The 13436-nt window shown below is 58.3% G+C and carries 4 protein-coding genes, 3 tRNA genes and 3 rRNA genes (1 of these 10 running past the window's edge); all 10 read right to left on the bottom strand.

What is annotated here, in order from left to right:
- Positions 1–4 precede the first annotated feature (4 nt).
- Positions 5–718, bottom strand: coding sequence for a hypothetical protein (locus AMC99_RS10305; protein WP_061926281.1), 714 nt, complete (start codon positions 716–718; stop codon positions 5–7).
- Positions 718–6534 carry a DUF4062 domain-containing protein gene (locus tag AMC99_RS10310; RefSeq protein ID WP_061926283.1) on the bottom strand — a complete coding sequence of 1939 codons (5817 nt, stop codon included), beginning with the start codon at positions 6532–6534 and terminating at the stop codon, positions 718–720. The genes AMC99_RS10305 and AMC99_RS10310 overlap by 1 nt, the downstream gene beginning before the upstream one ends.
- Positions 6535–6592: 58 nt before the next feature.
- Entirely contained in the window at positions 6593–7219 is a 627-nt protein-coding gene (locus tag AMC99_RS10315) for an NYN domain-containing protein (protein ID WP_061926285.1), read from the bottom strand.
- Positions 7216–8844 (bottom strand): type IV secretory system conjugative DNA transfer family protein, encoded by a 1629-nt coding sequence (locus tag AMC99_RS10320; RefSeq protein WP_061926287.1) that lies wholly within the window; start codon positions 8842–8844, stop codon positions 7216–7218. The genes AMC99_RS10315 and AMC99_RS10320 overlap by 4 nt, the downstream gene beginning before the upstream one ends.
- 573 nt (positions 8845–9417) lie before the next feature.
- Positions 9418–9494 (bottom strand) — tRNA-Met (locus AMC99_RS10325).
- Positions 9495–9612: 118 nt separating this feature from the next.
- A 5S ribosomal RNA gene (rrf, locus tag AMC99_RS10330) occupies positions 9613–9727 on the bottom strand.
- 111 nt (positions 9728–9838) lie between these two features.
- Positions 9839–12628 (bottom strand): 23S ribosomal RNA (locus tag AMC99_RS10335).
- A 267-nt stretch (positions 12629–12895) separates the two neighbouring features.
- Positions 12896–12971: transfer RNA gene (locus tag AMC99_RS10340), tRNA-Ala, on the bottom strand.
- 17 nt (positions 12972–12988) lie between these two features.
- A tRNA-Ile gene (locus tag AMC99_RS10345) sits at positions 12989–13065 on the bottom strand.
- A gap of 175 nt (positions 13066–13240) precedes the next feature.
- A 16S ribosomal RNA gene (locus AMC99_RS10350) occupies positions 13241–13436 on the bottom strand (it continues 1292 nt past the right edge of the window).
- Together the 16S, 23S and 5S rRNA genes with 3 tRNA genes alongside form the textbook arrangement of a ribosomal RNA operon.

Consider the following 13436-nt stretch of genomic DNA (forward strand, 5'->3'; position numbering starts at 1 on the left):
CCCCTCAATCTCCGGCCCACGAGGCGGTAAGTTTTTCTCTCCGATCAAACTGCCCCAAGGTCATGCCGACAAACTCGCGTGCCAGTGTCAGGCCGTCATCCGACTTACCAGCCACCGCGCCCGCCCCGCGTACCTCGCCATCTGACGAAACAAGCAGGACCGGAAGCGCGCGCTCGCAAGCCAGTTCGACGACATGGCCGGTACCGCCTTCGCCACGCGGATTTTGACCGTCCCAATAGGCGATAACGCCGTCTGCTACAGCAACCATCCAGCGGGCAAGCGCACCATAGGATAAGGATGTGGGCGGTTCCGGGCCATCATCGATAACGGTCTGCCTTGTTGCCCCCTCTGCTGCGCGGCGGTAGCGCGCCCGAAGCACCGCGGCGGCATAGGGCTGCACTTCGAGGCCGTCGAACAACGACGCTTCAAAAAGTGCTGGTGAGCAGGGTAGAACGTGCCAGTCCTTCGCAGCCGGAAAGTTCCGCTGGCGTGTGTCGGCGAAGAGCAGGTCGGCACCAAGGGCCAGTCCGTTGGCGATAAGGGGTGGTGCTTCGTCCCGACCGCGCGCCGACCATTCCTGCGCAAGCTCGCGCCACAAGCGGCCAAGCACCTTTTCGAGCGTGGCTTCCGCCTGCAACGACAGGCGACGATGCCCCGACACCGCGATGACGGGGACATCAGGCGCCCCGCTTTGCGCGGGCGGAAAGCCAACCGACATCAGCCGTCACCTTTCAGTCGCTGGATGAGCGCAAGCGCCCGCGGATTGCCGCTACGAGCCTCCATTTCAAGGATCGCCAATGCTACCTGTTTCTCCGTCTGGTCAGCAGATGGATCGGTCAGCGTGGCGACTACATAGGACATGGCCGCGGTGCGATCCCCATTGTCCAGCGCCAGCTTCGACCAGTGCCGGGCTCCAGCCAGATCCTGCGGACCACCCTCGCCCTGCATCAGCATATTCGCCAGATTGGTGCGCGCCTTATCAAGGCCGCCCTCGGCAGCCATGGTCAGGTATTTGCGCTCACTTTCCTTGGAGGGAGATGAGGCGCGACCGGCATGATGCATGACACACAGTGACCAGGCTGATTCGGCGAAACCCGCCTTCGCCAGCTCCTCAAGTATCGCCTCCGCTTCTGCGCTATGGCCCCGTTGATCAAGTTCGATGGCTTCGTCGTGTCGCTGCGCCATGTCCGCTTTCGATAGGTCCATGAATTCCTGCTCCCTTGTGCTGCCATCGGTCCGCTTGGATGGCTCTGAAAGCGGGGGCGGATTTTCGATAAGATGGAAAAGATCCGAAAGCTCCCGCTGCGATGACGGATCGACTCCCGCAGCCGCGATCTGGCTGCGGATGGCGTAGTTTTTGGCCTTAACCTTGGTTCCGAAATCCGGTTGGGTCAGAACCGCGCTGATCAGCGCATCAAGCCAGGGCTTTACCAACACCTCCGCATCATCCGTCGAAGAACTGACGAAGCGTTCCCGGCGATAGGCTTCGAAATCCAGCTCACCGCCAAGCACTCGATGGAGCGCTGCCAGCCGGTGGGCCGCACCGGATTTCGTTGCGTGCGAATTGTCACCGGCGGCATCACCGATCATGGCTTCGAGCAGGAACATGTCCTTTTCCGCTTCGTTGCCCTTCCCGATCAGGAGATTGGTTTCGATAATCTCGGGCAATTCGCGGCGTTGGTGGGCAGTTTCCTTTTCCTTTGAGAACACCATGCCATGTCCTGCTTGGGACGGCGGCATCTCCGCAACAATGTCGACAAGCCCCAACCGGCGGAGCGCGCGTCGGTCGGGCGCGCCGTGTGAATAGGGGATCTGTTCGGGGACGAGTTCGGCAGGGCCGCAATGCAACAGCTGTAGCACCCCTTCGCTGCGGATTAGGATGATGAGCATCCCCGCATGATGAACCGCGTCGAGCAGATCAAAGCCCGCTGGAAAGAAGAACGACCGTTCGCCTTCGTCGCTGCGCATGATGATCCGGCCATGGTCGAGCGTCGCGGAAAGCGCGCCGGAGGAAAGCGTGAAGGTGAGGCCCTGGGGAACGGACATTTCCCAGTAGGTTCCCCCATCGTTCGGCCCGTGAATATCCTCCATCCGCTCGCGCAGCGGCAATGGCAGGGTGATGGCCTCCTCGACGGGCTCTACGGAAATTTTACCACTCGCCGCGTCGCAGGTGAGATGCTGGAACCGGCCATTCTCGTCGCGGTAGGCAAAGCCCTGCAGCGTCTGCACCAGTCCATCGGGCGCGACGATGAACTTGGCGCCGCGAACGCCTTTCTGCGTATCGAAGCTCTGGAACAGGCGCGCTTCCAAACCCTTGCCTTGGAAATGATCCTGGATCGCGGTCAGCCCGATACCATCGTGCGCGAACCAGGCGGTCGCCGCGAAATGCGCGTTGGGTTGGTCGAACATGAGCACCTTGCCGTCCAGCAGCGTGCTGCGCTCGAATTGCGTCAGCAGGCTGTTCTTGGCCACGAGTTTTTCGATCGAGCGCCTTCGTAGCAGCAGGAGACCATCGGAGGTCGCCATGATGCGCTTCACACGCGAGAGGTCGCCCAGTGGCCCAACCGCAGCTTTGTCGTCGCTGGGAATGGGGAAAGTGGTCGATGCGGCTCCGCCGTTGAGGCCAGTGACCAGATGTTCGCCCCGAATACCGAGGTAAGCGACGTTGGGATAGATTTGTCCGATTATGGGATCGCGTGCGGTGAGCAGACAATCGATACGGCCTTCGCCCGCTGCTGCAACCTCTCCCAACGGGCCGGACGTGTCAGCGACTACTAGAGGACCATCTGGTCCGTTCTGGCCGAACAAAAAGGTGCCGAGCGTCGAAAATCGACTGAAGCCTGCATCGGGGGATCGATCCCGGCTTATGATGTCGCCATTGGCCAAGAGTATCGATTGGCCTGCTAACCGCGCAGCCGCAGGATCGCCGCCATCCTGGTCCTCTATGATCCAGCGGATCGTGGCGTCAGCGTCCCAGATGACAGCGCGCTGGTCATCGAGTGTCAGCAGCGCTCGCCCGTCGCCAAGATCGGTGCAGGTGGCAATACCTGAAACGAGCGGCTCAAGATCGAGCGACTGACCATCGATGAACAGGACCTGCGGATTCCCATTGTTGATGAGCATCGCCGCGTTGCCCGGCAGATGCGGGCCGGGGGTCAGCGAAAGAGCCAACTCGCGCAACGGAATTGGCGCTATCTCACCGCTCGCATGATCGAGCAGGAAATGACCTTCCGCGCTCCACGCCAACAGGAGCGGTCCAAGCGGCGTGACGCCACGCGTCATCAATGATGTCGCGCGGCGAAAAAATCCCTGATCCGCAATGTTGGGCCAATTCTGCTGCTCGACAATCTGCAGCGTGGCCGGATTGACGATTTCGGTCGCGATTGTCCCGTCGTCTTGCTGTCTGAACACCAGCAGCCGCTCATCATCGATACGCTCTACCCCGCCGACTGCCCGCGCCAGCTTCTCGACCGTCATGCTGATGGACGCAGGGTCCAGACGCGCTAGGCCACCTCCTCTCGACAGCACGAGGACATCTTTGCCATCGCGCCGCACCTGCCAAGGGACCCACATGTCGTTCTCGACCTGGTTTGCGCTAAACAGCACCTTGCCGTGTTGAACCGACCAGACAACCAGCAATTGAAAGCCATAGATCGCGACCAATCCTTCACCCAGATTGGCGATGTCGGCTTGCTGGTCGAAGTGCATGTGGCCGCGTCGCCCCATCAATGCCGTTGCGACTCTCTCGGGCCCGAATCGCCACGCTTCCTCGAATCCGTTATTCGTCATCTTCACCGATGGCCCCGTTTCGAGATCGAAGGACCTGCTCTCCACCTTCTCGCCGGCAGAGTCGAAGCGATGGACGGCAAGGGGGCTGCCGCCGATGACCAGCCACGCTCCTTCTTCGGTCGGCACGGCGCCGAGGACAGGGCCCGATCCGATGTCGAAACGGTGCAATTCCCGGGCCGCACTGACGCTCGACAAGGCGAGATCGCCGCGGGTGCCCCAGGTCAGGATCCGGCCGCTTTCGGGCACCAAGGTCATTCCCTTGATCTGGCCGTGGCCGGGAAGGGTCGCGCGGAGATTGCCGTATTCGCCGTCCACGATGCTGATAGACCCGTCCTTCTGGCCGATCGCCAGGTCTCGCCCCACAGGTTGGATGAAGCTCACATGGCGCGGCGAGACGGCATCTGCCACGCGTACGCCCGGGATGCGCGGCGATTGCAGGCATAGTCTGGCCACGCGCTCGTCCTCGCGGAAATGGCCGCGCAGCGGGTTGGAGGCGAAATCCCGCCCCACGCGCTGGCGCAGGTAAAGCTCTCGCTCCTCCTCCATCTCCAGCCGCACGAGGTTGTGCCGCTCTTCGCCAATCATCTCAGCATACTGGCGGATAATGGGTGATCCCAGCCAATCTGCGACCCGCAATGTTTCCAGCTCGGCGAGCGTGTCGGCTAGCGCCTCGCACCCCGTTTTCGCTGCCATGAAGGTTGGATCGAGCAACTGCTGTTCAAGACGGGCCCGTGCCGGCGCGCCGAGCGATGCTGCCTGGTATACGATTTCGGAAAGGCTGTGCGGGTCGTCGAAGCCTTGCGCCCTGCCCAGCTCGATCCGATCGGTTGCCAGGTTGAACAGCCGGTCATGCGCCCACTCACCGCATGTTGGGTGTACCCGTTCCCATACAGCCCGTTTAAGCGCATGGTGTATGAAAGCGTAATGCAGTTCACCGTCCCGTTCTGTTGTCTCCAGCAGCGGAGAAAGCGAGCCGATCAGCCTGCTGAATGCTGTCCTCGGCAAGGTATCGAGCGCAACTGCATCGGGAAAGGAATCGCGCAGCCATGCCAGGATTTCGGCATCGTCCCTGACCGCGTCGAAAAGGTTCGCTTCGGTAATGCTGCGTCGCGCAGCCGCCAGCAGCGCCAAGGTCGCCTCGGCAAGGCGCTGCCCATGGCCTTCGCGGTTGACGAGATGCTCTATCCAGCTGGCGATCCATGCCTCCAGCCGGGACTCGTTTGCCTGTAGTTCGTCATGCTCGGAGAGCGAGCGCGCGATTGTCGAGGCGATACGTGTTGCAACAGCCTTTGCAGGCATGTCCTCGAGGCCTTCGAACAATTTCTCGTATTGCTCCGGCTGCAGGCGCCGCCCGCTGGCACCGAGGAAGCTTTCGACCGCGAGGCGCGTTTCCTCATCATCGAACTCCGCGAGCGTTAGTATCGCGTCGCGGGTGAAGATATCGGCGAAGGCACTGCGTATTCCATCGTCGCAGGTCGTGATGGCAAGCCTAAGCCGCTCGCCCGCTTCAGCCGGAATCCACGAAACGGCCTCGCCGAAGTCGCGCCAGTCGCATTCGTCGAGCCCGTCCACGACCAGAAGCACGTCTGACGAGAAGGACCGCTCAAGCCTTTGCCTGAGCTCCACAAGTGCCTCGGATGCCTGGCCGCCCTCGGAAGGCGCACCGCCAATGGCGCGGACCACAAGCGAGGCAAAACCTTCAGCATCAAGCCGATGACTCTCGCGCCCCGGGCGCACCACTATGGCTTCCGGCCTGCAATCCACCAGCTGATCAACGATGACGCTTTTGCCGCAACCGCTGGAGCCGAAAATCAAGATCGGCTGTCTGGTCGTAACATCAATCTGCCGCGCTAGCGATGCAACGCATTTCCGCTCGATGAGCGCTGTCGGAGCCGCGGCCGGAACACTCTCTTTGCTGTCCGCTTTAGGAGGTTGGGCAGCGCGCATAAGTACCTTGCGTGCCCATTCTGCGAACGCCGCCCGGTAAGCTTTATCGTGCTCTCCAGAGCGTTCCAGCTCCTCAAGGCTCGCGCCTTTGTCAGCGAACATGTGTTCGACGCGTTCGCGCCAGCCATCACCGCCCGCGGATCTGGCCTTGGTCATGCGTCCGAACAGCGTGAGTTTCTCATTTCGCCACATTGCGCCGATCCGTCCGGCGTCTCCGTCGACCAGGCTGAGACCGAGTTCGAGTTCCTGCAAGGTGACCGGCGTCGACAATCGTTGCGCCATTCCGGGGGACAGATGATCGAGATGCGCATCGATCGCGTTTCGAACACGCTCTTCCGCCTGGGTCCATTCAACCCCATGCGCGGCCTCGAAATTTTCCCGATTGCACAAGGTGTAGGTTGGCGCGATGAAATTGTTCTCAGCCCGGTAGAGGCCGTCAAAAAGCGCGGCGGCACCGTCATCGTTTCGACTAAGGATATCCAGGATGGCGCGATGGTCCGTCTGGCCAAGAAGGCGGGGTAGAGGGATCCAGCCGGGTCTGTCGCTGCCGAGATAGAGGAAGTATGGGCGTGCGCCTGACGCGCGGCTGCGGCGGATCTCGTCCATGCAGATATCGACCGCGTGATTATCGAGGCCGGCATCGCGCGACACGCCCCAGCGCAGGTCCAGCAGATCGATTTCGCGTCCTTCGGTTCGCAATTCCTCGTTCAGCGCCGGCACCAGCGTCGTATTCAGGAACTCTCGTTCCCAGGCAAAATCAAGAAAAGTCGAACTGAGAAAAATCCGATCGACTTGCATTTTTTCTCCTTAATGTCGTCTGCTAGCGAGGCAGGCTCCGGCGCGGAAGCAAAAGGCCTCAGGTTCGCGGGAAGTAGTCGCGATCGTCAATGCAACGATCGTAAAGTTGCTTGTCGAAGCGCAGCCACTGGGTGTTCATGACGCCGCGGTCGAAGTCTGATTGGGGGCTGGTGGGGAAAGCGCAGGCGAGCTTTATCTCGATGCCCTTGATCTCACTGATCGCTTCGATTTCGGATACGACCTCGTTGAGGTCCTGATCCTGCGAATAAATAATCGCAGCGGTGAGTTCATCGCGCCGCGCCATGCGCACGAGGTCGAGCGCGATACGGATATCGATCCCTTTCTCTTCTGCTTGGACCATGAATTCGACATCGCCGTCTTCGTCGAAGATGCGTCGTCTGCGATAGCGCAATGGTCGCGTTGTCACCTCCACACCATCGCGCTCCATCGCCTCCGCCTTGTTACACCAGAAAGCGTGCCAGCGGGGTTGGCGCCGCGGTGATGGCAAGCCAGTGTAGAAGCGTACCGCTCCGGGCAGGAAGCCGGCGACTTCGCACATCTCGTGATGTAGTGCGAGCGGATCGAAATTTGGTGTGCGGTAGCCGAACAGGCGCTTCGCCTGCATGAAAAGGTTCTGCCCGTCGATAAAGCCCACCGCGACGGGGTTTTCATTTTTGTCGCTCAATGTTTCTCACCACCGCTGGCGTCGTCTCCAGGGTTGCCGTGTTGCTTCTTGCTGTCTTCCCCAGTCTCATCATCCTTGGTGACGTAAGAGGCTTCGTCATCGTCCGGGGTGGCGAAAGGGTCGGGGATGTCTTCTGGCGGCGTGAATTCGGGGCCAGTCAGATCGAATTCCATGTCGAGCACCTCGCTTGCGGAAGGCCGTCGCCCCTCCTCCGGCTCGGCCTTCTCGCTTGCCCGAAGCCGCTTGAGCTCTGCCAGACTGCGACGTTTCGCGGACCGGACGGGCGCACGCGTCTCCCGGTGTTGCTGCGGGGCTTTGTTGTAGAACAGGTTATCGTCGAACTGACCTGTGAATGCAGGGTCTGCGAGATAGTTGGGCTTGCGCGCTATGACTGGCTTGTCTCCTGCAATCGCAAGAACCATTTCAGGAAACTCAAGATCTTGAAGAACGCGCCAATTTTCGTAACCTGTCAGTTCGGCACCATCGCGGGCGACACGCGCATTAGCGAACCCGAACGCCTGCAAGACCTCGCAGTTGTTGATCATCGTCTTCCAATCGTGCGGGTACAGCATTTGGAGCTGGCTGAGATCCTGCCAGAAGCTCCAGGTCCTCAAGCCATATCCCCGAAGCAGTGTGATCGCCTGACGAAGTTGTTTGAGCGGGCCGAGTTGCGCGGCTTCATCAAGTATGAACAAAGTCGGCAGTTCGGGACGGCGCGAGCGCTGGGTTATGGCCGCCATCATGACTCCGATCCACAAACGGAGGAGTTTGCCATGGCTTTCGAGTTTTTCGGGCGGAACTACGACATAGATGGAAATCGGATCGCCGCGCGTGATCGCCTCGAGATCAATTGTCGAGCGACCGAGAGTAGCCTGAGCCCCGGCGCTTCGCAGGAAATCGGTGTGTGATTGCGCGGTTGACAAGATCGAAGCCCAGACCTTCGCCTCTGCGGTCGACTTGATTGCGCCGCCCTGCCGGACAACGGGAAGCGGGTTCTTGAGGATTTCCTTGAAGGTGAAATCCAAATCCTCGCTCGTCTGGTTGAGCAGGTAGTGCATCTCCTGCAGGTTGCGCAGAACAGGCGGCCGCGCGGAAGCGACAAAAAGCAACATGGTCGTGATCAGCGAATGTGCCCGACTGTCCCAGAACGGGTCCAGTGTATGCTGCTTTGTGACGATCAGCTCGGCAAGCTGCGCTGCACTGTCAATCGCTTCGGGAGAGCGCGGATCGATCAAGTCGAGCGGGTTCAGCGCGCCCGACTCTTCCCCCGTTATGCCGAACGGGTCGAGCAGCAACACTTCTTGGCCCAGCTCGCGGCGGCGACGCGCGGTGACCTGGTAGTTCTCGCCTTTGGGATCGATGACGATCACCGGCCCGCGATAGCGTAAAAGGGCGGGGATGATGCACCCAACGCCTTTACCCGCCCCTGTCCGCGCCAGCGTGATTAGATGCCCGTCCCCGGTATGTAATATGGGTTCGAGAAGTTCATTGTCAGGATCGTCGTCCTCAATCGCGTCGCCGAATTCAAAACCCATTATGGGCCGATGTCTGGCCTCATCGAGCGAGTAGCCGATCAGGAGTCCATCAGATGAAAGTTTGGTCGGTAGATTGGCGGCCTCGCGCATCGTGGATGTATTTTTCCCTCTTCCCCGCAATTACGGCCTGGATCTCCATCACCACCAGGTCGGCAGCGGCCCGACGGGGCTCATGATCAACCGTTTTTCTGTGCGCTCGAGTAGAGGGTAGAGGAAAAAAAAGGGTGTGCAACCAGCATGTTCCAATTCTTGCCACTCGGACATCGAAATGAATTGAACAGAATTCAGCGTTCTTCCACGCGACGAGAATTCAGTCTGAGTAATTTTGCGACATGAACGTCAAAGTCATCCGTAATCGTGTGTACTCATCGGTTGCCTAATAAAACAGAGCAGGATCCATACCGCGCTTCGCGTGATTAGAAACGGATCAGCCCAATCTACGCTGGATTGGCTCACCTCATGTTGCGTTTCACGGTACTCATTTCATAATTCGGCCACCGTAGATCCTGCATGTAGGCCATCAGGCAACGCAGAAACGAGTAAGCTCCCGCTTGATCACGCTGCGCTGCGCTGGAGTTGCTTCCTATGCGCTTCCAGTTCCAAACGCAAAAAGCCCCGCTGGAAGCAGCGAGGCTAGAAAAATGCGTTTTTTCAGAGGCTTGGTGGTTGCGGGGGTTGGATTTGAACCAACGACCTTCAGGTTATGAGCCTGACGAGCTACCGGACTGCTCCACCCCGCGGCACCGTTTCTCGCGCATCAAACTAGAGCGGAGAGACAAAAAAACCGCCGCTCGGTCAGACCGGCAGCGGCTTTTTGAAATCGTGAATGGGTTTTAACACGCACCCGCCGGCTACAATGCCTGGCGGCGACCTACTCTTCCAGTGCTTAGGCACTAGTACCATCGGCGCTGTCCGGTTTCACGGCCGAGTTCGAGATGGGATCGGGTGGGTCACAGACGCTATGGCCACCAAGCAATGAAGCGGGCGGATGCGGGTTTTAAATCGATGCACCAATGCAGGCGTTGATCTGGCTGATTATTCCTCCACCAGACAACCCACAGGGCTGTCGTTGATGGTGGGATTCAACAAGCGCGATCAGAACTATTAGGACTGGTTAGCTCCATGCATTACTGCACTTCCACACCCAGCCTATCAACGTCATGGTCTATGACGGTTCGAAGATTGCTTATCTTGAGGGAGGCTTCCCGCTTAGATGCTTTCAGCGGTTATCCCGTCCATACATAGCTACCCTGCGGCACCCTTGGCAGGATGACAGGTACACCAGAGGTATGTTCACCCCGGTCCTCTCGTACTAGGGGCAACTCCTCTCAACAATCGACGCCCACGGCAGATAGGGACCAAACTGTCTCGCGACGTTCTGAACCCAGCTCACGTACCACTTTAATTGGCGAACAGCCAAACCCTTGGGACCTGCTCCAGCCCCAGGATGTGATGAGCCGACATCGAGGTGCCAAACGATTCCGTCGATATGAGCTCTTGGGAATCATCAGCCTGTTATCCCCGGCGTACCTTTTATCCGTTGAGCGATGGCCCTTCCACGAGGGACCACCGGATCACTATGACCGACTTTCGTCTCTGCTCGACTCGTCAGTCTCGCAGTCAGGCAGGCTTATGCCATTGCACTCTCGCAGCCGGTTTCCAACCGGCCTGAGCCTACCATCGCGCGCCTCCGTTACTCTTTAGGAGGCGACCGCCCCAGTCAAACTACCCGCCACAGAGGGTCCCACTACCGGATAACGGTAGTTGGTTAGACATCAGAAAACAGCAGGGTGGTATTTCACCTATGGCTCCAAATCAGCTGGCGCCGATTCTTCAAAGCCTCCCACCTATGCTACACAACTCTTTCCTAATGCCACTCTGAAGCTGCAGTAAAGGTGCACGGGGTCTTTCCGTCTAACCGCGGGTACTCCGCATCTTCACGGAGAATTCAATTTCGCTGAGCATATCCTGGAGACAGTGGGGAAGTCGTTACGCCATTCGTGCAGGTCGGAACTTACCCGACAAGGAATTTCGCTACCTTAGGACCGTTATAGTTACGGCCGCCGTTTACTCGGGCTTCAATTCGGAGCTTGCACTCCTCCTCTTAACCTTCGAGCACCGGGCAGGCGTCAGACCCTATACGTCGTCTTGAAGCCGACTTAGCAGAGTCCTGTGTTTTTGATAAACAGTCGCTACCCCCTGGCCTGTGCCCCCCACTACTGCTTGCGCAATAATGGGGCCTCCTTCTTCCGAAGGTACGGAGGCAATTTGCCGAGTTCCTTCAGGATACTTCTCTCAAGCGCCTTGGTATACTCTACCTGACCACCTGTGTCGGTTTCGGGTACGGTCTATACGGAGAGGCTATTTCCTGGAACCGCTTGGCCGCCCACTCAATCCAATAAGAGTGAACAACTTCCACGATCCGTCACACATCTCCAGGCCCACGAATATTAACGTGGTTCCCATCGACTACCCCCTTCGGGCTCGTCTTAGGGGCCGGCTCACCCTGCGCTGATTAGCATTGCGCAGGAACCCTTGGTCTTTCGGCGAGAGGGCATCTCACCCTCTTTATCGCTACTCATGTCAGCATTCGCACTTCCGATACGTCCAGCGTCGGTTACCCTTCGCCTTCGCTCGCTTACGGAACGCTCCGCTACCGCTCAGAATAAATTCTGAACCCTAAGCTTCGGTGCATATCTTTAGCCCCGTTACATCTTCGCCGCAGGAACCCTTATTTAGACCAGTGAGCTGTTACGCTTTCTTTAAAGGATGGCTGCTTCTAAGCCAACCTCCTGGTTGTTTTGGGATTCCCACATGCTTTCCCACTTAGATATGACTTGGGGACCTTAGCTGTAGGTTAGGGCTGTTTCCCTTTTGACGACGGACCTTAGCACCCGCCGTCTGTCTGCCAGACAAGACTCGATGGTATTCGGAGTTTGGTTAGGTTTGGTACCGCTCGCGCAGCCCTAGCCCATCCAGTGCTCTACCCCCATCGGCATACATCTGACGCTCTACCTCAATAGATTTCGCGGAGAACCAGCTATTTCCCGGCTTGATTGGCCTTTCACCCCTAAACACAACTCATCCGAGCATTTTTCAACATGCAACGGTTCGGTCCTCCAGTGCGTGTTACCGCACCTTCAACCTGGTCATGCCTAGATCGCCGGGGTTCGGGTCTAATCCAACATACTCTGTCGCCCTATTCAGACTCGCTTTCGCTTCGCCTACACCTAACGGCTTAAGCTTGCATGCTAGATTAAGTCACTGACCCATTATGCAAGAGGTACGCTGTCACCCCCTATGGGGCTCCAACTGCTTGTAAGCATCCGGTTTCAGGTACTGTTTCACTCCCCTAATCGGGGTGCTTTTCACCTTTCCCTCACGGTACTGTGTTCGCTATCGGTCATGTACGAGTATTTAGGCTTGGAGGGTGGTCCCCCCATGTTCAGACAGGATTTCACGTGTCCCGCCCTACTCGAGTCCTCTTTGATCACTTTCGCATACGGGGCTGTCACCCGCTATGGCCACACTTTCCAGAGTGTTCTGCTAATTTACAAAGAGGCACTGGCCTGGTCCCGGTTCGCTCGCCACTACTACGGGAATCTCTGTTGATGTCTTTTCCTCCGGGTACTGAGATGTTTCAGTTCCCCGGGTTCGCTTCACCAAAGCTATATATTCACTAAGGTGATACCCTATCCACCTCTTCATCGAACCCCGAAGGGAACAATGAGGAAATGGTGAGGGTGGGTTTCCCCATTCGGAAATCGCCGGATCAAAGTTTGCTCACAACTCCCCGACGCTTATCGCAGCGTGCCACGTCCTTCTTCGCCTGTACATGCCAAGGCATCCACCAAATGCTCTTACCTCACGCTTGAGAATCCACACCATCAACGACAGGCCTGCATAAAACCCGTTCGTCTTCGCGATGGCGCGGAGGAATTATCTCAGCCAGATAATCAATTTGATTGATTTGTGATGCATCGATCGCGTTTGGAATGGCCGGCTAGACCATCCATGCAATCCATGCGCCACGGCATCGATTTAAAAACCCATTCACAATGTCAAAGAGCGGCGGGCAGATCCCGCCTGGCCGACCGAAGTCGGATCCGTTTTCATTTCATCCTGGAGACAAGTTGTTGTCTGGTGGAGCCTATCGGGATCGAACCGATGACCCCCTGCTTGCAAAGCAGGTGCTCTCCCAGCTGAGCTAAGGCCCCGTGAGCCAGACAAGAGATGGTGGGCCTGAGAGGATTTGAACCTCTGACCTCACCCTTATCAGGGGTGCGCTCTAACCAACTGAGCTACAGGCCCATCCGTCCTCGCTGGCCGAACGGCCGCGGGCGGCAATGAGCCAGCTCAGGCGCATCACGCAGCTAGGCTGCGTAATCTCCAGTGATGAAAGGACATGAGGACGACGGCAATGTTCTTTGGAAGCTGCGAAGCACTTCCCGACGCTAGGTCAGGCGCTTTCGCAATCAATCCTTAGAAAGGAGGTGATCCAGCCGCAGGTTCCCCTACGGCTACCTTGTTACGACTTCACCCCAGTCGCTGATCCCACCGTGGCTCGCTGCCTCCTAAAAGGTTAGCGCACGATCTTCGGGTGAAACCAACTCCCATGGTGTGACGGGCGGTGTGTACAAGGCCTGGGAACGTATTCACCGCGGCATGCTGATCCGCGATTA

The organism is Altererythrobacter epoxidivorans, assembly GCF_001281485.1.
GTDB lineage: Bacteria > Pseudomonadota > Alphaproteobacteria > Sphingomonadales > Sphingomonadaceae > Erythrobacter > Erythrobacter epoxidivorans.